The following is a 20,235-nucleotide window of genomic DNA, read 5'->3' as shown; positions in this document are numbered from 1 at the left end:
GACCATGGCGGATTCACAACCTCTATCTGGCGCTCCTGAGGGCGCCGAGTATCTCAGAGCGGTATTGCGTGCGCCGGTCTACGAAGCGGCGCAGGTAACGCCGCTACAAAAAATGGACAAGCTCTCTTCGCGCCTCGATAACGTCATTCTGGTGAAGCGCGAAGACCGTCAACCCGTTCATAGCTTCAAGCTGCGCGGAGCCTACGCCATGATGGCGGGCCTGACCGAAGAGCAAAAAGCGCATGGGGTCATCACCGCATCGGCGGGTAATCATGCCCAGGGCGTCGCGTTCTCTTCTGCACGACTAGGCGTGAAGGCACTGATTGTCATGCCAACGGCTACTGCCGATATCAAAGTTGATGCCGTGCGCGGCTTCGGCGGAGAAGTGCTGCTGCATGGCGCGAATTTTGATGAAGCCAAAGCCAAAGCGATTGAGCTATCGCAGCAGCAGGGTTTTACCTGGGTTCCACCGTTTGATCATCCGATGGTGATTGCCGGGCAGGGCACGCTGGCGCTGGAGTTACTGCAGCAGGATGCTCACCTTGACCGTGTTTTTGTCCCGGTGGGCGGCGGCGGTCTGGCGGCGGGCGTGGCGGTGTTGATTAAACAGCTGATGCCGCAGATCAAAGTGATCGCCGTTGAAGCTGAAGATTCCGCCTGCCTGAAAGCGGCGCTGGATGCCGGTCATCCGGTTGATCTCCCGCGCGTCGGTCTTTTTGCTGAAGGCGTGGCGGTCAAACGCATTGGTGATGAAACCTTCCGTCTGTGCCAGGAATACCTCGACGACATTATCACCGTTGATAGCGATGCTATTTGCGCAGCGATGAAAGACCTGTTTGAAGATGTGCGAGCCGTGGCTGAGCCATCGGGCGCGCTGGCGCTGGCGGGAATGAAAAAATACATCGCCCAGCACAATATTCGCGGTGAACGACTGGCACATGTGCTGTCCGGTGCGAACGTTAACTTCCATGGCCTGCGCTACGTGTCTGAACGCTGTGAATTGGGGGAACAGCGCGAAGCGCTGCTGGCGGTGACCATCCCGGAAGAGAAGGGCAGCTTCCTGAAATTTTGCCAACTGCTGGGTGGGCGCTCGGTTACTGAGTTTAACTACCGTTTTGCTGATGCCAAAGATGCCTGCATTTTTGTCGGCGTACGCCTGAGCCGTGGTCTGGAAGAACGTAAAGAAATCCTCCAGTTGCTTAGCGACGGCGGCTACAGTGTGGTGGATCTGTCCGACGACGAAATGGCGAAGCTGCACGTGCGCTATATGGTCGGTGGACGTCCGTCAAAACCCTTGCAGGAGCGACTGTTCAGCTTCGAATTCCCGGAATCGCCGGGGGCGCTGCTGAAGTTTCTGCATACTCTGGGGACGCACTGGAATATTTCATTGTTCCACTATCGCAGTCATGGAACTGACTACGGCCGTGTTCTGGCAGCATTTGAACTGGGTGAACATGAACCTGATTTCGAAACGCGACTAAATGAACTGGGCTATGACTGTCATGATGAAACACATAACCCGGCGTTTCGTTTTTTTCTCGCGGGGTAATGTTTGGGGAGCCTGACGGCACTGCGCCTGTCAGGCCTGCGCCCTGACTCTCTGCCGGTTAAGGTGCTTGCGCCGCCGTTCGGCGGCTAGTGATTTGGCAATATCTTCCAGAAAGCATCAATAAGCGGCTCATGCAGCCGCTTTTTTTGTGCGCATACGCCCAGCTCGAACGGTGTTTTTTCGTCGCTACGTTCCAGAATCATCACGCGGTTACGTACCGGCTCCGGGCTATTCTCCAGCACCACTTCTGGCAACAATGCTACGCCGCAGCCCAGCGCCACCATCGACACCATCGCCTCGTGGCCGCCCACGGTGGCGTAAATCGACGGGTTGCTGATTTTATTGCGCCGGAACCACAGCTCAATGCGGCGGCGCACCGGCCCCTGGTCGGCCATGATAAACGGCACCGTTGACCAGTCTGGCTCATCCACCGAAATCTGGTTGCGCACCGGGCAGGGCAGTGCTGGCGCTATCAATACCACAGCCAGATTCTCCAGCATGGAAAATGCCACCGCGCCGGGCAGTGTCTCGGGCTTACCGGCAATTGCCAGATCGGCCTCGCCGGTGACGACTTTTTCCATTGCATCAGCCGCGTCACCGGTGGTGAGCTTGATTTCCACCGACGGATGCTCGGCGCGGAAGCGGTCGAGGATCGGTGGTAAATGGCTGTAGGCGGCAGTCACTGAGCAGAATATATGCAGTTCACCGGACAACGACGGTCCTTGTTGATCAATGGTATGGCGTAATTGCTGATACTGCAGCAGCGTCTGCTGGGCAAACACGCGCAGCTCCTCACCGGCTTCGGTGAGCGTCACCGTGCGGTTATCGCGGACAAACAGCGGCTGGCCGAGGTCTTCTTCAAGACGCTGAATTTGCCGGGAGAGCGTGGAGGGGCTGACGTGCATCGCCCGCGCGCTGCGGCCAAAATGGCGGCTTTCCGCCAGATGCAGGAACATTTTCAAATCGCGTAAATCCACAGATTCCACTCCCTCTTTTTATATTGCAGAAATTGCAACGTGACGTTGTGAATATATCAATTTCCGCAATAAATTTCCTGTTGTAATGTGGGTTCATTCTCGCTGAAACGCGAACCGAACAATAAGACACACAACATCACGGAGTACACCATCATGGCTAACTACTTTAATACACTGAATCTGCGTCAGCAGCTGGCTCAACTGGGCAAATGTCGCTTCATGGGCCGCGAAGAATTCGCCGACGGCGCAAGCTACCTTCAGGGTAAAAAAGTGGTCATCGTCGGCTGTGGCGCTCAGGGTCTGAACCAGGGCCTGAACATGCGTGACTCCGGTCTGGATATCTCCTACGCCCTGCGTAAAGAAGCGATCGCTGAGAAACGTGCTTCGTGGCGTAAAGCGACCGAAAACGGCTTCAAAGTCGGTACCTACGAAGAGCTGATCCCGCAGGCTGACCTGGTGGTTAACCTGACGCCAGACAAACAGCACTCCGACGTTGTGCGTTCCGTACAGCCGCTGATGAAAGACGGTGCAGCGCTGGGTTATTCCCACGGTTTCAACATCGTCGAAGTGGGCGAGCAGATCCGTAAAGACATCACCGTTGTGATGGTGGCACCGAAGTGCCCGGGTACCGAAGTGCGTGAAGAATACAAACGCGGTTTCGGTGTTCCAACCCTGATCGCAGTTCACCCGGAAAACGATCCAAAAGGCGAAGGCATGGCGATCGCTAAAGCCTGGGCTGCAGCGACCGGTGGCCACCGTGCTGGCGTACTGGAGTCCTCCTTTGTTGCAGAAGTGAAATCTGACCTGATGGGCGAGCAGACTATCCTGTGCGGTATGCTGCAGGCGGGCTCTCTGCTGTGCTTCGACAAGCTGGTGGAAGAAGGTACTGACCCGGCTTACGCAGAAAAACTGATTCAGTTCGGCTGGGAAACCATCACCGAAGCGCTGAAGCAGGGCGGCATTACGCTGATGATGGACCGTCTGTCTAACCCGGCGAAACTGCGCGCTTATGCGCTGTCCGAACAGCTGAAAGAGATCATGGCGCCGCTGTTCCAGAAACACATGGACGACATCATCTCCGGTGAATTCTCCTCCGGCATGATGGCTGACTGGGCTAACGACGATAAGAAACTGCTGACCTGGCGTGAAGAGACCGGTAAAACCGCGTTCGAAACCGCACCGCAGTTTGAAGGCAAAATTGGCGAGCAAGAGTACTTCGATAAAGGCGTCCTGATGATTGCGATGGTGAAAGCGGGCGTTGAGCTGGCGTTCGAAACCATGGTTGATTCTGGCATCATCGAAGAGTCTGCTTACTACGAATCACTGCACGAACTGCCGCTGATCGCGAACACCATCGCGCGTAAGCGTCTGTACGAAATGAACGTGGTTATCTCCGATACCGCAGAATACGGTAACTACCTGTTCTCTTACGCTTGCGTACCGCTGCTGAAAGAGTTCATGACCACTCTGCAGACCGGCGATCTGGGCAAAGCGATTGCTGAGGGTGCGGTAGATAACGCGCAGCTGCGTGATGTGAACGAAGCGATTCGCGGCCACGCTATCGAGCAGGTTGGTAAGAAACTGCGTGGTTATATGACGGATATGAAGCGTATTGCGGTAGCGGGTTAAATAGATTGTCGGGTGGTGCTAGCGCTTACCCGACCTACAATTTAGCCAAGAATGTAGGCCGGGTAAGGCGACAGCCGCCACCCGGCTTTTTTATTAGTTACGGTACAGCACTTTAATGATGTGGTAACCGAACTGCGTGTGCAGCGGGCCAGTTGGCTCCAGCACCGGGCAAGAGAAGACCACTTTGTCGAACGCCGGAACCATCTGGCCCTGGCGGAATTCGCCTAAATCACCGCCGCGTTTGCCTGATGGGCAGATTGAGTGTTTCTTCGCCAGCTTGCCAAAGTCGGCACCGTTTTTAATTTGTTCCAGAAGATCCAAAGCCAGTTTCTCTTCTTTAACAAGGATATGCACTGCTGCTGCTGTTTTTGCCATGATCGTGCCTTGAGTGGGGTGGTTGAGGCTGGCTATACTACCATGCTCTAAATTTCCCCTCCTGACTTTCATTGAGTGATCTTTATGCGTTTGAATCCCGGACAACAACAAGCCGTCGAATTTGTCACAGGACCTTGCCTGGTGCTGGCGGGGGCGGGTTCCGGAAAGACGCGCGTTATCACCAATAAAATTGCGCACCTGATCCGCGTTTGTGGCTATCAGGCGCGGCATATCGCGGCGGTGACTTTTACCAATAAGGCCGCGCGTGAAATGAAAGAGCGTGTGGCGCAGACGCTGGGTCGTAAAGAGGCGCGTGGATTGATGATCTCCACGTTCCACACGTTGGGGTTGGATATCATCAAGCGTGAATTTGCGGCGTTGGGGATGAAGTCGAACTTCTCGCTGTTTGACGATACCGACCAGGTGGCTCTGCTTAAGGAACTGACCGAAGGGCTAATTGAAGACGATAAACTTATCCTTCAACAGCTGATCTCAACGATCTCCAACTGGAAAAACGATCTGATGACCCCGGTGCAGGCAGCAGCCAGCGCTAAAGGCGAACGCGATCGTATTTTCGCGCACTGCTATGGCCTGTACGACGCGCATATGAAGGCGTGTAACGTGCTGGACTTTGACGATCTGATCCTACTGCCGACATTGCTGCTTCAGCGTAATGAAGAGGTGCGCGAGCGCTGGCAGAACAAAATCCGCTACCTGCTGGTGGATGAATACCAGGATACCAACACCAGCCAGTACGAGCTGGTGAAGCTGCTGGTGGGGCAACGTGCGCGCTTTACCGTGGTGGGTGATGACGATCAGTCGATTTACTCGTGGCGTGGTGCGCGTCCGCAAAACCTGGTACTGCTGAGCAAAGATTTTCCGGCGCTGCAGGTGGTGAAGCTGGAGCAAAACTACCGTTCCTCCGGGCGTATCCTGAAGGCGGCGAACATCCTCATTGCTAACAACCCGCACGTCTTTGAAAAGCGGTTGTTCTCTGAGCTGGGCTACGGACCTGAGCTGAAAGTACTGAGTGCCAACAACGAAGAGCATGAAGCGGAACGCGTGACCGGGGAGTTGATTGCTCATCACTTTGTGAATAAGACGCAGTATAAGGACTATGCGATCCTGTATCGCGGCAACCACCAGTCACGGGTGTTCGAAAAATTCCTGATGCAAAACCGCATCCCGTACAAAATTTCCGGGGGGACATCATTTTTCTCGCGTCCGGAAATCAAAGATCTGCTGGCCTACCTGCGTGTGCTGAGCAACCCGGATGACGATAGCGCGTTTTTGCGGATCGTCAACACGCCAAAACGTGAAATCGGCCCGGCCACACTGCAAAAGTTGGGTGAGTGGGCGATGACGCGTAATAAAAGCTTGTTTACTGCCAGCTTTGATATGGGTCTAAGCCAGACGCTGACCGGCCGCGGTTATGATTCTCTAACCCGCTTTACGCACTGGCTGGGGGAAATCCAGCGCCTCGCGGAGCGTGAACCGATTGCTGCCGTGCGTGACCTGATCCATGGCATTGATTACGAATCCTGGCTGTATGAAACCTCGCCGAGCCCGAAAGCGGCAGAAATGCGTATGAAGAACGTCAACACGCTGTTCAGCTGGATGACGGAGATGCTGGAAGGCAGCGAGCTGGAAGAGCCGATGACCCTGACTCAGGTCGTTACCCGCTTTACCCTGCGTGACATGATGGAGCGTGGCGAAAGCGAAGAAGAGCTGGACCAGGTGCAGTTGATGACGTTACATGCCTCAAAAGGGCTGGAGTTCCCCTATGTGTTTATGGTGGGAATGGAAGAGGGCTTCTTACCTCATCAGAGCAGCATCGATGAAGACAACATTGATGAAGAGCGTCGTCTGGCCTACGTCGGCATTACCCGTGCACAGAAAGAGCTTATCTTCACGTTGTGCAAAGAACGCCGTCAGTACGGTGAACTGGTGCGTCCGGAGCCAAGCCGCTTCCTGCTGGAACTGCCACAGGATGACGTTATCTGGGAACAGGAGCGTAAAGTGGTGAGCGCTGAGGAGCGGATGCAAAAGGGGCAGGCCAGCATTGCGAATATCCGGGCAATGATGGCGAAAGCCAAAGAGAAGTAATATTTATTTGGTAGACCGGATAAGCGTGAGCGCCATCCGGCAGCCAGCATCTAACGCACTTCCAGCGGCCAGTGGACATAGCTTTGCCACTGGATTTCCTGATCGATCAACTCTTTACCTAATGGATGATGTTCCAGCCAGCTTTCCGGCAACGTTAGCGTCAGATCTTCATCCTGAGCTTGCAGGGTGATATGTGGCACTAAATCGTCACGGCGGCGGCTTGCGAAGATGATCGCCAGGCGTAGCAAACGGCAAAGGTGCTCCGCGATGCGCGGCGGCACGGCGTTTTGCTGGTGGAGCGAAGAGAGATCGACTGGGTTGGTCTGATTTAATAACAGCGTGGCTAACAGCTTTTTCTGCGCGGGAGTGAAGCCCGGAAGATCGAGATTACGCACCAGCCAGGCGGCATGCAGCGGTGCCTGCTTATATTCCACGCTCAGCCCTATTTCATGCAGCTGACAGGCACTTTGCAGCAGTTCACGGCTAATGGCCTCAAGATGCCACTCATCTTTCACCTGATCGAATAAATGTACAGCCAACTGTGCGACGCGGTTCGCCTGATCGGTGTCGACCATAAAGCGACGCTGAATATTACGCAGCGTACGGCTGCGAATATCCTGATCGACAGGCAGGTGCAGCATACCGTAAACCAGACCTTCACGCAGTGCGCCGCCGGCCAGGGTCATGCATTGAATATTCAACTCAGTGAAAATCGCGATCAGGATTGCCAGCCCGCTGGGGAACACCAGTGCGCGTTCCAGCGTTAACCCTTCGATTTCCAACTCTTCCAGACGACCGCAGTGGATAGCGCGCTGCTTAAGCTGCTGAAGTTTGGCCAGCGTAATGCGCTCATCCATACCCTGCGCCATCATGATTTCCTGCAACGCCTGGACGGTACCGGAGGCACCAACGCAAACTTTCCAGCCATGAAAACGCAGTTTGTCGGCGACCGGGCGCAGAACCTCACGCGCCGCTTTCTCGGCTTCGTCAAAATTTTCCTGCGCCAGATTACGATCGGTGAAGTACCGTTCGAGCCAGGTAACGCAGCCCATTGACAGGCTGAACAGAGAGGTTGTTTGGGCGCCGGAGCCGGTAACCAGTTCCGTACTGGCGCCGCCAATATCAACGACCAGACGCTGATCGGCTCCGCCAGTGGTGTGGGCAACACCCTGATAAATCAGTCGTGCTTCTTCTTCACCACTGATGACCTGGACAGGGCAGCCGAGAATCTCTTGCGCTTTGGCGATAAAGACATCGGCGTTTACCGCGATGCGCAATGTTGCCGTGGCGACCACGCGGATTTGCGGTTGCGGGATATCCTGCAGACGTTCAGCAAACAAGCGCAGGCATTGCCAGCCGCGTTCCATGGCTTCAGCGGAGAGAATGTTGTCGCTGTTGAGTCCAGCGGCCAGACGCACCTTGCGTTTAATACGCGTGAGCGTCTGGATGCTTCCCGCCACTTCGCGTACAACCAGCATATGAAAACTATTCGAGCCTAAATCGATTGCGGCGTACAGCGAAGTGGTTGTGAGCATATCTTACGTTAACCTGAACGACGACGATTACGCGGAGCACCACCGGTACGACGCGGGCCATTGCCTGGGCGTGGGCGCGTCATGCGCAGCGGCTTTGGCAGGTCAGTCATTAGCGCGTCCGGGTTGTACTTGCTGACCGGAATCGAGTGGCCAATGTAGGTCTCGATTGCAGGTAAATTCAGCGCGTACTCTTCACAAGCCAGGCTAATAGAATGACCACTTGCGCCTGCACGACCTGTACGACCAATACGGTGGACGTAATCTTCACAGTCGTCCGGCAGGTCATAGTTAAACACGTGCGTTACGGCTGGGATGTGCAGGCCACGCGCCGCGACATCGGTTGCGACGAGAATATCGAGATCGCCACGGGTGAACTCATCAAGGATACGCAGGCGTTTTTTCTGCGCCACGTCACCGGTAAGCAAGCCTACGCGATGTCCGTCAGCAGCAAGACTGCCCCAGATCTCTTCACAGCGATGTTTGGTGTTAGCAAAAACAATGGCGCGATCTGGCCACTCTTCTTCAATCAGCGTTTGCAGCAAACGCATTTTCTCTTCGTTGGAAGGATAGAAGAGTTCTTCTTTAATACGGTGGCCCGTCTTCTGTTCCGGTTCGACTTCAACGTACTCGGCGTTATTCATTTGTTCAAACGCCAGTTCGCGAACGCGATAAGAGAGGGTTGCAGAAAACAGCATGTTCAGACGTTGGGTGGTTGGCGGCATACGACGGAACAGCCAACGGATATCTTTAATAAAGCCCAGATCGTACATACGATCGGCTTCATCCAGCACCACGACCTGAATCGCGCCCAGGTTGATATGGTTCTGTTTTGCGTAGTCGATAAGACGACCGGTCGTGCCGATAAGAATATCGACGCCGCTTTCCAGCACTTTCAGCTGTTTGTCGTAACCGTCGCCGCCATAAGCCAGGCCTAATTTCAGACCGGTGGTCTGTGCCAGCGGCTCGGCGTCGGCGTGGATCTGCACGGCTAACTCACGCGTTGGCGCCATAATTAACGCACGCGGTTGGTTCACCTTGCGATCGTCAATCGCGGGATGAGAGAGAAGATAATGAAACGTTGACGTCAGGAACGCCATCGTTTTTCCGGTACCGGTTTGCGCCTGCCCTGCAACATCACGGCCTGCCAGCGTAAGCGGCAGCGCGAGAGCCTGAATGGGCGTGCAGTTATGAAACCCTTTATTTTCAAGGGCTTCTATCACCTTCGGGTGCAGGGCGAAGTCGGAAAACTTCTGTTCTGTTAAATGTGTTTTGCTCATAGTGTGGTAGAATATCAGCTTACTATTGCTTTACGAAAGCGTATCCGGTGAAATAAAGTCAACCTTTAGTTGGTTAATACTGTACACAATTCATTCATGATGCGTCGAGATGGCAAGTGAATGGGTCCAAAGAAGCGTATTGAGTACGTGACCAGGACGCAGCGCACAGCCAACAAAAAGGCGGCTTGAAGGATGATGTGTAAACACCAACACACCAGGCTTATTCCTGTGGAGTTATTATGAGCGATAAAATTATTCACCTGACTGACGACAGTTTTGACACGGATGTACTCAAAGCGGACGGAGCTATCCTCGTTGATTTCTGGGCAGAGTGGTGCGGTCCGTGCAAAATGATCGCTCCGATTCTGGATGAAATCGCTGACGAATATCAGGGCAAATTGACGGTTGCTAAACTGAACATTGACCAAAACCCAGGCACCGCGCCGAAGTATGGTATTCGTGGCATCCCGACCCTTCTGCTGTTTAAAAACGGCGAAGTTGCGGCGACTAAAGTCGGCGCGCTGTCCAAAGGTCAGTTGAAAGAGTTCCTCGACGCTAACTTAGCGTAAGGAAGTATCATGATCGGGCGGCCATACTTCGAAATGATTCGGATGACTGGACGCCCGACTTGAGTCGTGCTAAGTTAGTGTTGACTTCGTATTAAACATACCTTATTAAGTTTGAATCTAGCTTTATCCAATACTTCCCGTTGTTTCTCGTGCGAGAAGTAGACAGATTCAGGGCCTTGTCACTCAATCCGTCTTGTCGTTTCAGTTCTGCGTACTTTCCTGTGACCAGACAGCGAACAGACATGAGTCGATGGCCGTAAACAGGCATGGATGACCCTGCCATACCATTCACAACATTAAGTTCGAGATTTACCCCAAGTTTAAGAACTCACACCATTATGAATCTTACCGAATTAAAGAATACGCCGGTTTCTGAGCTGATCACTCTCGGCGAAAATATGGGCCTTGAAAACCTGGCTCGTATGCGCAAGCAGGACATTATTTTTGCCATCCTGAAGCAGCACGCAAAGAGTGGCGAAGATATCTTTGGTGACGGTGTGCTGGAGATATTGCAGGATGGATTTGGTTTCCTCCGCTCTGCAGACAGCTCCTACCTCGCCGGTCCTGATGACATCTACGTTTCTCCAAGCCAAATCCGCCGTTTCAACCTCCGCACTGGTGATACCATTTCTGGTAAGATTCGCCCGCCAAAAGAAGGTGAACGCTATTTTGCGCTGTTGAAAGTTAACGAAGTTAACTACGACAAACCGGAAAACGCCCGTAACAAGATCCTCTTCGAAAACTTAACGCCGCTGCACGCAAACTCCCGTCTGCGTATGGAGCGTGGTAATGGTTCTACCGAGGACTTAACGGCGCGCGTACTGGATCTGGCATCGCCGATCGGTCGTGGTCAACGTGGTCTGATTGTGGCACCGCCAAAAGCGGGTAAAACCATGCTGCTGCAGAACATTGCGCAGAGCATTGCCTACAACCACCCGGACTGTGTGCTGATGGTGCTGCTGATTGACGAACGTCCGGAAGAAGTGACCGAGATGCAGCGTCTGGTTAAAGGTGAAGTTGTGGCTTCTACCTTTGATGAACCCGCATCTCGCCACGTTCAGGTTGCGGAAATGGTAATCGAGAAGGCGAAACGTCTGGTTGAACATAAGAAAGACGTTATCATCCTGCTCGACTCCATCACGCGTCTGGCGCGTGCGTACAACACCGTGGTCCCGGCTTCCGGTAAAGTCCTGACCGGTGGTGTCGATGCTAACGCCCTGCACCGTCCGAAGCGTTTCTTCGGTGCGGCACGTAACGTGGAAGAGGGCGGCAGCCTGACCATCATCGCGACTGCGCTTATCGATACCGGCTCTAAAATGGATGAAGTTATCTACGAAGAGTTTAAAGGTACCGGCAACATGGAACTGCATCTCTCTCGTAAGATCGCTGAAAAACGCGTCTTCCCGGCTATCGACTACAATCGTTCCGGTACCCGTAAAGAAGAGCTGCTTACCACCCAGGAAGAGCTGCAGAAAATGTGGATCCTGCGCAAAATCATCCATCCGATGGGTGAAATTGATGCAATGGAGTTCCTCATTAACAAGCTGGCGATGACGAAGACCAATGATGACTTCTTCGATATGATGAAGCGCTCATAATTCAGGCATCATCCGAAAACGCCACGTTTTTACGTGGCGTTTTGCTTTTATGCCTGTAATCTTAACGACACAATAACAATAATACGGTATGACATACCGCCAGGTTGAAAAAGATTCGTAATTTGTATCTTGTGGTTGATAATTATACAGAACCATCGGATATGGAGACGGGTTTCCCTTCTGAATAAAGGTCTTCGTGGTTATACTTCTGCTATTAATTTTCTCTGAGAGCATGCATTGTGAATTTACTGACAGTAAGCACTGATCTCATCAGTATTTTTTTATTCACAACACTGTTTCTTTTCTTTGCGCGTAAGGTCGCAAAAAAGATTGGTTTAGTGGATAAACCCAACTTTCGCAAACGGCATCAAGGATTGATCCCGCTGGTTGGGGGGATTTCGGCTTACGCAGGTATTTGCTTTACGTTTGTGATTGCTGATTATTACATCCCGCATGCTTCTCTCTATCTGGCCTGTGCCGGCGTGCTGGTTTTGGTTGGCGCGCTGGACGATCGTTTTGATATCAGTGTAAAAATCCGCGCAACTATCCAGGCCGCGATCGGCATTATCATGATGTCGGTTGGCAAACTCTATCTTCTTAGCCTTGGGTATATTTTTGGCCCCTGGGAGATGATTCTTGGCCCGTTTGGCTATTTACTGACGCTGTTTGCCGTCTGGGCGGCAATTAATGCTTTCAATATGGTGGACGGTATTGACGGCCTGTTAGGTGGGCTGTCCAGCGTTTCATTCGCGGCGATGGGGTTTATCCTGTGGTTCGATGGGCAGACGAGTCTGGCCGTATGGTGTTTTGCGATGATCGCCGCCATTCTGCCTTATATTCTGCTGAACCTGGGCGTTCTTGGGCGCCGTTATAAAGTCTTCATGGGTGATGCTGGCAGTACGCTGATTGGTTTTACCATCATCTGGATCCTGCTGGAAACCACGCAGGGCAAAACACATCCTATAAGCCCAGTTACCGCACTGTGGATTATCGCCATCCCGTTAATGGATATGGTGGCGATCATGTACCGCCGTTTGCGTAAGGGCATGAGCCCGTTCTCAGCCGATCGCCAGCACATTCATCATTTGGTGATGCGGGCAGGGTTTACTTCCCGCCAGGCATTTGTTCTGATTACGCTGGCGGCGGCCGTGCTGGCATCGATCGGTGTGCTGGCTGAATATTTCCGTTTGGTTCCGGAATGGGCCATGCTGGTGCTGTTTTTAATGGCATTTGGCCTCTACGGATACTGTATCAAGCGTGCCTGGAAAGTGGCGAGATTTATCAAGCGAGTGAAGCGCAGACTGCGAAGAATTCGTGAAGGCAAACCAAACTTAACCAAGTGAATTGAGGATGCGATGACACAACCATTACCGGGGGAAGACGCCATGAGCGCTGAAAATGAACTGGATATCCGTGGGTTGTTTCGTACCTTATGGGCAGGGAAGGTGTGGATTGTCGGTATGGCGCTCGCATTTGCACTTGTTGCTCTCGCCTATACTTTTTTCGCCCGTCAGGAGTGGAGCGCAACGGCTATTTCAGACAAGCCTACGGTGAATATGTTGGGGGGCTATTACTCTCAACAACAGTTCCTGCGCAACCTGGATATTAAGGCCAGCCTCGCATCAACGGACCAGCCGTCGGTGATGGATGAAGCCTATAAAGAATTTATCATGCAGCTTGCCTCCTGGGATACGCGCCGTGAATTCTGGCAGCAGACTGATTATTACAAGCAGCGTATGGTCGGAAACAGTAAAGCCGATGCCGCGCTGCTGGATGAACTGATCAACAACATTCAGTTTATGCCTGGTGATGCGTTGCGGAACACCAATGACAGCGTGAAGCTTATTGCGGAAACGGCACCTGATGCCAACAATCTTCTGCGCCAGTACGTGGCCTTTGCCAGCCAGCGTGCAGCACGTCATCTGAACGATGAGCTGAAAGGCGCATGGGCTGCGCGGACGGTGCAAATGAAAGCGCAGGTCAAACGGCAGGAAGAGGTAGCAAAATCGATTTTCTCTCGCCGTGTTCATAACATTGAACAAGCGCTCAAAATTGCTGAGCAGCATAATATTTCGCGTACTTCTACTGATGTCCCTGCTGAAGAGTTGCCTGATTCTGAGTTGTTTTTACTCGGACGCCCTATGCTGCAGGCGCGACTCGAAAACCTGCAATCTGTTGGCCCAGATTTTGATATGGACTATTTTCAAAACAGAGCCATGCTGAACACGCTGAACGTAGGACCGACCCTGGATCCGCGTTTTCAGACCTATCGTTATTTGCGGACGCCGGAAGAACCGGTAAAACGTGATAGCCCACGTCGTGCCTTCCTGATGATTATGTGGGGCATCGTTGGGGCCCTGATCGGTGCTGGTGTCGCGTTAACCCGTCGCCGTTCGATTTAGCAATACCGTTGCAGTGAGGGGCTGGGCTCTCACTGCCAATCCGAAGAGAATCGATGTGAAAGTACTGACTGTATTTGGTACGCGACCGGAGGCCATTAAGATGGCTCCTCTGGTTCATGCGTTGGCTAAAGATCCTGATTTCGACGCGAAAGTTTGCGTCACTGCACAGCATCGGGAGATGCTCGATCAGGTATTGCACCTCTTTTCCATCGTACCTGACTACGATCTCAATATTATGCAGCCAGGTCAGGGACTGACAGAAATTACCTGTCGAATTCTGGAAGGATTAAAGCCAATCCTCGCTGAGTTCAAACCTGATGTGGTGCTAGTCCACGGTGATACAACAACAACCCTTGCGACCAGCCTGGCCGCGTTTTATCAGCGTATTCCGGTGGGGCATGTTGAGGCTGGGTTGCGAACTGGCGATCTCTATTCTCCCTGGCCGGAAGAGGCAAACCGTACACTGACCGGGCGCCTGGCAATGTATCACTTTTCCCCAACTGAAAATTCACGCCAAAACCTGTTGCGTGAAACCATTCCGGATGACCGTATTTTTGTCACGGGGAACACGGTTATTGATGCGTTGATCTGGGTTCGCGATCGTGTACTCGGAAATGAAGCACTGCGCGCTGAACTGGCTGAGCGCTATCCTTTCCTGGATGCGGATAAGAAGATGATCCTGGTAACCGGTCATCGTCGGGAAAGCTTTGGTCGCGGCTTTGAGCAAATCTGCCATGCACTGGCGGAAATTGCCGCGGCTAATCAGAATGTACAGATTGTCTATCCCGTACACCTGAACCCCAACGTTAGCGAGCCGGTAAATCGTATTTTGGGTCATGTTGAGAACGTGATTCTGATTGAGCCACAGGACTATCTGCCATTCGTCTGGCTGATGAATCATGCCTGGCTTATCCTTACCGATTCCGGCGGGATTCAGGAGGAAGCCCCTTCTCTGGGCAAACCTGTGTTGGTGATGCGAGAAACAACGGAGCGGCCAGAAGCCATTACCGCAGGCACAGTACGTCTGGTTGGGACTGACCCTCAGCGTATTGTGGCAGAAGTCACGCGCTTGCTGCATGACGAAAATGAATATCAGACCATGAGCCGCGCCCATAATCCGTATGGTGATGGGCAGGCGTGTGGCCGCATTTTACACGCGTTAAAAAATAATCGGATATCGCTATGAGTTTTACGACCATTTCTGTCATTGGGCTGGGTTATATCGGACTGCCGACGGCGGCCGCTTTTGCTTCCCGTCAAAAACATGTTATTGGCGTAGATGTAAATCAACATGCGGTGGATACCATTAACCGCGGTGAAATCCACATCGTTGAACCTGATTTGGGTGCTGTGGTGAAAACAGCAGTCGAAAATGGCTTTCTGCGTGCGGTTACGACACCTGTTGAAGCAGACGCTTATCTGATTGCTGTGCCGACCCCCTTCAAGGGGGAGCATGAACCCGATATGGTCTATGTTGAAGCCGCAGCGAAGTCGCTTGCGCCGGTGCTGAAAAAAGGGGCGTTGGTGATCCTTGAATCGACGTCACCCGTCGGGGCAACGGAGCAGATGGCAGCATGGCTTGCAGAAATGCGCCCTGATCTGACTTTCCCGCAGCAGGCGGGGGAACAGGCTGACGTGAACATTGCTTATTGTCCGGAGCGCGTGCTGCCAGGCCAGGTGATGGTTGAACTGATTAAAAATGACCGTGTGATTGGCGGAATGACCCCCGTTTGTTCTATGCGCGCCAGCGAACTGTACAACATCTTCCTCGAAGGTGAATGTGTGGTGACTAACGCCCGCACTGCAGAAATGTGCAAGTTGACCGAAAACAGCTTCCGCGATGTCAATATCGCCTTTGCTAATGAACTGTCGCTGATTTGCGCCGATCAGGGGATTAACGTCTGGGAACTGATCCGTCTGGCGAACCGTCACCCGCGGGTTAACATTTTGCAGCCTGGACCTGGTGTTGGCGGGCACTGTATCGCGGTCGATCCGTGGTTTATTGTGGCGCAGAACCCGCAGCAGGCGAGATTGATCCGCACCGCGCGCGAGGTAAATGATAGTAAGCCTCATTGGGTTGTCGATCGGGTAAAAGCCGCTGTAGCGGATTGTCTGACGGAGACCAATAAACGTGCCAGCGACGTAAAAATTGCCTGTTTTGGTCTGGCGTTCAAACCGAATATTGATGATTTACGTGAAAGCCCGGCAATGGGGGTGGCGCAAAGTATCGCACGCTGGCACAGCGGCGAGACGCTGGTGGTTGAACCGAATATCCATCAGTTGCCGAAAAAACTGGATGGCCTGTGCCAACTGGCGAAACTGGACGATGCGCTGGCAAGCGCCGATGTGCTGGTGATGCTGGTTGACCATAATGAATTTAAAGCGATTAAAGGCGATGCGGTTCACCAGCAATACGTGGTTGATACCAAAGGAGTCTGGCGCTAATGAAACGAATTCTGGTTACCGGTGGTGCAGGATTTATTGGCTCAGCGGTTGTGCGTCACATCATTAATGAGACTCGGGATGCCGTGGTAGTGGTTGATAAGTTAACCTATGCCGGAAACCTGATGTCGCTGGCGCCGGTTGCACAGAATGCCCGTTTTGCCTTTGAACACGTGGATATCTGCGATCGCCTGGCGCTCGACAACGTGTTTCAACAGTATCAGCCGGATTGCGTGATGCACCTGGCGGCAGAAAGTCATGTTGATCGTTCTATCGATGGCCCCGCCGCATTTATTGAAACCAATATTGTCGGAACCTACACGTTGCTGGAAGCCGCTCGCGCATACTGGAATGTGTTAGCCGATGATAAAAAGCAGGCGTTTCGTTTCCACCATATATCAACCGACGAGGTGTACGGCGACCTGCATTCTACGGATGATTTCTTTACCGAAACAACGCCGTATGCACCGAGTAGTCCTTATTCCGCGTCAAAGGCCAGCAGCGATCATCTGGTACGTGCCTGGCTACGTACGTACGGGCTGCCAACGTTAATGACTAACTGCTCCAACAATTATGGGCCCTACCATTTCCCGGAAAAACTGATCCCGCTGATGATTCTCAATGCACTGGCGGGAAAACCTCTGCCGGTGTACGGCAACGGACAGCAGATTCGTGACTGGCTGTATGTGGAAGATCATGCCCGGGCGCTCTATTGCGTCGCGACTACAGGCGCGGTTGGCGAGACCTATAATATTGGTGGTCATAACGAGCGTAAAAACCTGGACGTGGTCGAAACGATTTGCAGCTTGTTGGAAGAACTGGCACCGCAAAAACCAAAAGGTGTTATGCGGTATCGTGAATTGATCACTTATGTTGAAGATCGCCCAGGCCATGATCTGCGCTATGCCATTGATGCGTCGAAAATTGCGCGTGAACTTGGCTGGGTGCCGCAGGAAACGTTTGAAAGTGGCATGCGTAAAACCGTGCAATGGTATCTGGCAAATGAGGCCTGGTGGAAACCCGTGCAGGATGGCAGCTACCAGGGTGAGCGTTTGGGCCTGAAGGGCTAACAGCCTGGTTTTGGCGCCCGGAGGAGGGATCATATGAAAGGTATCATTCTGGCAGGTGGCTCAGGCACTCGCCTGTACCCCATTACGCGCGGCGTATCGAAGCAGCTATTGCCTATTTACGATAAGCCCATGATCTATTACCCGCTATCGGTACTGATGCTGGCGGGAATTCGCGAGATCCTCATTATTACCACACCGGAAGATAAAGGGTATTTCCAGCGTTTGCTGGGAGATGGCTCTGAGTTCGGTATTGAATTGCATTATGCAGAGCAGCCCAGCCCGGATGGTTTAGCACAGGCATTCATTATTGGTGAAACGTTCCTTAACGGCGAACCATCATGTCTGGTGCTTGGGGACAATATCTTCTTTGGTCAGGGATTTAGTCCAAAACTACGCCACGTCGCTGCCAGAACACAAGGTGCGACGGTATTTGGCTATCAGGTGATGGATCCTGAGCGTTTCGGTGTGGTTGAGTTTGATGACAATTTTCGCGCAGTCTCGCTGGAAGAGAAGCCGAAAGAACCAAAATCAAACTGGGCGGTGACAGGACTCTATTTCTACGACAGTAAGGTAGTGGAATACGCAAAGCGCGTGAAACCTTCTGAGCGTGGGGAACTGGAAATTACCTCCATTAACCAGATGTACCTTGACGATGGCAATCTGACCGTTGAATTGCTTGGCCGTGGCTTTGCCTGGCTGGATACCGGTACGCACGACAGTCTGATTGAAGCGAGCACGTTTGTGCAGACGGTGGAGAAACGTCAGGGCTTTAAAATCGCCTGCCTGGAAGAGATAGCATGGCGTAATGGCTGGCTGGATGATGAAGGTGTTAGACGTGCCGCCAGCTCTCTGGCTAAAACAGGCTACGGCCAATATTTGCTGGAGCTTCTCCGTGCCCGTCCGCGCCAGTATTGAGTCTCTGGATTGGGAAAATACGTTCTTTGGCGTGAATAGCGCCATCGTACGGTTTGACCCGCACGCACCGATCCTGACAGCAGAAGTTTTACAGCGCTGGGAACGGGTGCAGGCAAAAATTCCTGCTGCAAATACGTATGAATTAGATGCTTTACAGCAGTTGGGCTTTTCACTGGTCGAAGGTGAGATGGACTTTGTTCTGCCGGTAACGTGCGCCCGTGAAAATCCCGGTGCACAGGTGGCGCAAGCTGCGGATATTCCGCTGCTGCGTCGACTGGCAGGAGAGGTGTTCGCCCAAAGTCGTTTCCGCGCGCCGTGGTATCCCGTGGAGGCCAGTGCGCGTTTTTATGCACAGTGGATAGAAAACGCTGTGCTGGGCACGTTCGATCATCAGTGCCTCATTTTTCGTACACAGACAGGTGGGATTCGCGGTTATGTCTCACTACGTGACGTCAATGATACTGATGCACGTATTGGCTTACTGGCTGGTCGTGGTGCGGGTGCCGAACTCATGCAGGCTGCGCTTTGCTGGGCACAGGCTCGCGGTAAAACAACATTGCGGGTGGCGACCCAGATGGGCAACACCGCCGCGCTTAAACGTTATATACAGAGCGGTGCAAATGTGGAAAGCACCGCGTACTGGTTATACAGGTGACAAAATGATTCCATTTAACGCACCGCCGGTGGTGGGAACCGAGCTTGAATACATGCAGTCAGCGATGAGCAGCGGCAAGCTGTGTGGCGATGGTGGTTTTACCCGCCGTTGCCAGCAATGGCTGGAGCAGCATTTTGGCAGTGAGAAAGTGCTGCTGACGCCTTCCTGTACCGCATCACTGGAGATGGCGGCATTATTGCTGGACATCCAGCCCGGCGATGAAGTCATCATGCCCAGCTACACATTTGTATCTACCGCGAACGCATTCGTGCTGCGTGGCGCAAAAATCGTCTTTGTCGATATCCGCCCGGATACCATGAACATTGATGAAACGCTGATTGAAGCGGCGATCACCGAGAAAACCCGCGCTATTGTGCCGGTGCACTACGCCGGGGTTGCCTGTGAAATGGATACCATTATGGCGTTGGCGTCACAATACAACCTGTTCGTGGTAGAAGATGCTGCTCAGGGCGTAATGTCGACCTACAAAGGCCGTGCGCTGGGGACCATTGGGCATATTGGCTGCTTTAGCTTCCATGAAACCAAAAACTATACCGCAGGCGGTGAAGGCGGGGCGACGCTGATCAACGACCGTAAATTAGTTGAACGTGCAGAAATCATCCGTGAAAAGGGGACGAATCGCAGTCAATTTTTCCGCGGTCAGGTTGATAAATATACCTGGCGTGATATTGGCTCCAGCTATTTGATGTCCGATCTCCAGGCTGCCTATCTGTGGGCGCAACTGGAAGCGGCAGAGCGTATAAATCATCAGCGCCTGGTGCTGTGGCAGAATTATTATGATGCCCTCGAACCGCTGGCGCGTGCCGGGCGTATTGATTTACCCGCCATCCCGGAAGGTTGTGCGCAGAACGCCCATATGTTTTATATCAAGCTGCGCGATATTGACGATCGCACGGCGTTGATTAACTTCCTGAAAGAAGCCGAAATTATGGCGGTATTCCATTATATTCCGCTGCATGATTGTCCGGCTGGCGATAAATTCGGCGTGTTTTCCGGAGTCGATCGTTACACCACCAAAGAGAGTGAACGTCTGCTGCGTCTGCCGCTGTTTTATAACCTGTCGCTGGTGAACCAGCGCACAGTGATTACGACCTTACTCAACTACTTCTCCTGAT

General features: G+C 52.9%; 18 protein-coding genes. 14 read left to right on the top strand and 4 right to left on the bottom strand.

Annotated features, from left to right (window positions below; genetic code table 11):
• The first annotated feature begins 4 nt into the window (after nucleotides 1-4).
• Entirely contained in the window at nucleotides 5-1,549 is a 1,545-nt protein-coding gene (gene ilvA, locus OGY19_RS09990; RefSeq protein WP_061068785.1) for a threonine ammonia-lyase, biosynthetic, read from the top strand.
• Between the two features lie 86 nt (nucleotides 1,550-1,635).
• On the opposite strand, the gene ilvY is transcribed toward ilvA, so the two are convergent.
• Nucleotides 1,636-2,526 carry an HTH-type transcriptional activator IlvY gene (gene ilvY / locus OGY19_RS09985; protein WP_048214055.1) on the bottom strand — a complete coding sequence of 297 codons (891 nt, stop codon included), beginning with the start codon at nucleotides 2,524-2,526 and terminating at the stop codon, nucleotides 1,636-1,638.
• 153 nt (nucleotides 2,527-2,679) lie between these two features.
• Between ilvY and ilvC the strand changes: the two genes are divergently transcribed.
• Nucleotides 2,680-4,155 (top strand): ketol-acid reductoisomerase, encoded by a 1,476-nt coding sequence (ilvC, locus tag OGY19_RS09980; RefSeq protein ID WP_048214056.1) that lies wholly within the window; start codon nucleotides 2,680-2,682, stop codon nucleotides 4,153-4,155.
• 93 nt (nucleotides 4,156-4,248) lie between these two features.
• Here the strand turns inward: ilvC and ppiC are convergent, their stop codons facing one another.
• Nucleotides 4,249-4,530 (bottom strand): peptidylprolyl isomerase PpiC, encoded by a 282-nt coding sequence (ppiC, locus tag OGY19_RS09975; RefSeq protein ID WP_003017999.1) that lies wholly within the window; start codon nucleotides 4,528-4,530, stop codon nucleotides 4,249-4,251.
• An 84-nt stretch (nucleotides 4,531-4,614) separates the two neighbouring features.
• Between ppiC and rep the strand changes: the two genes are divergently transcribed.
• Complete coding sequence (gene rep / locus OGY19_RS09970; RefSeq protein ID WP_115601246.1) at nucleotides 4,615-6,636, top strand: DNA helicase Rep; 2,022 nt, start codon at nucleotides 4,615-4,617, stop codon at nucleotides 6,634-6,636.
• A gap of 50 nt (nucleotides 6,637-6,686) precedes the next feature.
• Here rep and gppA read toward each other — a convergent pair whose 3' ends face one another.
• Both gppA and rhlB read right to left on the bottom strand, forming a co-directional pair.
• On the bottom strand, nucleotides 6,687-8,171 hold the full coding sequence (gene gppA / locus OGY19_RS09965; protein WP_048214058.1) for a guanosine-5'-triphosphate,3'-diphosphate diphosphatase: 1,485 nt from the start codon (nucleotides 8,169-8,171) through the stop codon (nucleotides 6,687-6,689).
• Between the two features lie 8 nt (nucleotides 8,172-8,179).
• Nucleotides 8,180-9,448, bottom strand: coding sequence for an ATP-dependent RNA helicase RhlB (gene rhlB, locus OGY19_RS09960; RefSeq protein WP_048214059.1), 1,269 nt, complete (start codon nucleotides 9,446-9,448; stop codon nucleotides 8,180-8,182).
• Between the two features lie 239 nt (nucleotides 9,449-9,687).
• Between rhlB and trxA the strand changes: the two genes are divergently transcribed.
• The 11 genes from trxA (at nucleotide 9,688) to rffA (ending at nucleotide 20,234) form a co-directional block, all read left to right on the top strand.
• Entirely contained in the window at nucleotides 9,688-10,017 is a 330-nt protein-coding gene (gene trxA, locus OGY19_RS09955) for a thioredoxin TrxA (protein WP_001280776.1), read from the top strand.
• A gap of 176 nt (nucleotides 10,018-10,193) precedes the next feature.
• A complete protein-coding gene (locus tag OGY19_RS09950) occupies nucleotides 10,194-10,277 on the top strand; it encodes a rho operon leader peptide (protein WP_101743114.1) in 84 nt (27 codons plus the stop codon).
• Between the two features lie 78 nt (nucleotides 10,278-10,355).
• Nucleotides 10,356-11,615, top strand: coding sequence for a transcription termination factor Rho (rho, locus tag OGY19_RS09945; protein WP_002437993.1), 1,260 nt, complete (start codon nucleotides 10,356-10,358; stop codon nucleotides 11,613-11,615).
• A gap of 239 nt (nucleotides 11,616-11,854) precedes the next feature.
• Nucleotides 11,855-12,958, top strand: coding sequence for a UDP-N-acetylglucosamine--undecaprenyl-phosphate N-acetylglucosaminephosphotransferase (wecA, locus tag OGY19_RS09940; RefSeq protein WP_005133353.1), 1,104 nt, complete (start codon nucleotides 11,855-11,857; stop codon nucleotides 12,956-12,958).
• Nucleotides 12,959-12,970: 12 nt separating this feature from the next.
• Nucleotides 12,971-14,017: an ECA polysaccharide chain length modulation protein gene (gene wzzE, locus OGY19_RS09935; protein WP_048214060.1), complete on the top strand. Its 1,047-nt coding sequence runs from the start codon at nucleotides 12,971-12,973 to the stop codon at nucleotides 14,015-14,017.
• A gap of 55 nt (nucleotides 14,018-14,072) precedes the next feature.
• Nucleotides 14,073-15,203, top strand: coding sequence for a non-hydrolyzing UDP-N-acetylglucosamine 2-epimerase (wecB, locus tag OGY19_RS09930; RefSeq protein ID WP_048214061.1), 1,131 nt, complete (start codon nucleotides 14,073-14,075; stop codon nucleotides 15,201-15,203).
• Nucleotides 15,200-16,462: a UDP-N-acetyl-D-mannosamine dehydrogenase gene (wecC, locus tag OGY19_RS09925; RefSeq protein ID WP_048214062.1), complete on the top strand. Its 1,263-nt coding sequence runs from the start codon at nucleotides 15,200-15,202 to the stop codon at nucleotides 16,460-16,462. The genes wecB and wecC overlap by 4 nt, the downstream gene beginning before the upstream one ends.
• Nucleotides 16,462-17,529 carry a dTDP-glucose 4,6-dehydratase gene (rffG, locus tag OGY19_RS09920; RefSeq protein WP_101743113.1) on the top strand — a complete coding sequence of 356 codons (1,068 nt, stop codon included), beginning with the start codon at nucleotides 16,462-16,464 and terminating at the stop codon, nucleotides 17,527-17,529. Before wecC ends, rffG begins: the two co-directional genes overlap by 1 nt.
• 33 nt (nucleotides 17,530-17,562) lie before the next feature.
• Nucleotides 17,563-18,444, top strand: a complete 882-nt coding sequence (gene rfbA, locus OGY19_RS09915; protein ID WP_048214064.1) for a glucose-1-phosphate thymidylyltransferase RfbA — start codon at nucleotides 17,563-17,565, stop codon at nucleotides 18,442-18,444.
• Nucleotides 18,422-19,099, top strand: coding sequence for a dTDP-4-amino-4,6-dideoxy-D-galactose acyltransferase (gene rffC / locus OGY19_RS09910; RefSeq protein WP_115601245.1), 678 nt, complete (start codon nucleotides 18,422-18,424; stop codon nucleotides 19,097-19,099). The genes rfbA and rffC overlap by 23 nt, the downstream gene beginning before the upstream one ends.
• Nucleotides 19,100-19,103: 4 nt before the next feature.
• Entirely contained in the window at nucleotides 19,104-20,234 is a 1,131-nt protein-coding gene (rffA, locus tag OGY19_RS09905) for a dTDP-4-amino-4,6-dideoxygalactose transaminase (protein ID WP_048214066.1), read from the top strand.
• Nucleotide 20,235 lies beyond the last annotated feature (1 nt).

The sequence above is a fragment of the Citrobacter sp. Cy070 genome, from assembly GCF_030332245.1.
Classification (GTDB): Bacteria; Pseudomonadota; Gammaproteobacteria; order Enterobacterales; family Enterobacteriaceae; genus Citrobacter; species Citrobacter youngae.
The sequence above is the reverse complement of the archived record's forward strand: the minus strand, read 5'-3'. Positions and strand labels throughout refer to the sequence as shown.

Coding starts and splice junctions, on each gene's coding strand:
- trxA (WP_001280776.1), top strand. CDS start 9,688: ATGAGCGATAAAATTATTCACCTGACTGACGACAGTTTTGACACGGAT.
- ilvA (WP_061068785.1), top strand. CDS start 5: ATGGCGGATTCACAACCTCTATCTGGCGCTCCTGAGGGCGCCGAGTAT.
- rffG (WP_101743113.1), top strand. CDS start 16,462: ATGAAACGAATTCTGGTTACCGGTGGTGCAGGATTTATTGGCTCAGCG.
- rffA (WP_048214066.1), top strand. CDS start 19,104: ATGATTCCATTTAACGCACCGCCGGTGGTGGGAACCGAGCTTGAATAC.
- rep (WP_115601246.1), top strand. CDS start 4,615: ATGCGTTTGAATCCCGGACAACAACAAGCCGTCGAATTTGTCACAGGA.
- gppA (WP_048214058.1), bottom strand. CDS start 8,171: ATGCTCACAACCACTTCGCTGTACGCCGCAATCGATTTAGGCTCGAAT.
- wecC (WP_048214062.1), top strand. CDS start 15,200: ATGAGTTTTACGACCATTTCTGTCATTGGGCTGGGTTATATCGGACTG.
- ilvC (WP_048214056.1), top strand. CDS start 2,680: ATGGCTAACTACTTTAATACACTGAATCTGCGTCAGCAGCTGGCTCAA.
- rfbA (WP_048214064.1), top strand. CDS start 17,563: ATGAAAGGTATCATTCTGGCAGGTGGCTCAGGCACTCGCCTGTACCCC.
- wzzE (WP_048214060.1), top strand. CDS start 12,971: ATGACACAACCATTACCGGGGGAAGACGCCATGAGCGCTGAAAATGAA.
- ppiC (WP_003017999.1), bottom strand. CDS start 4,530: ATGGCAAAAACAGCAGCAGCAGTGCATATCCTTGTTAAAGAAGAGAAA.
- rho (WP_002437993.1), top strand. CDS start 10,356: ATGAATCTTACCGAATTAAAGAATACGCCGGTTTCTGAGCTGATCACT.
- rhlB (WP_048214059.1), bottom strand. CDS start 9,448: ATGAGCAAAACACATTTAACAGAACAGAAGTTTTCCGACTTCGCCCTG.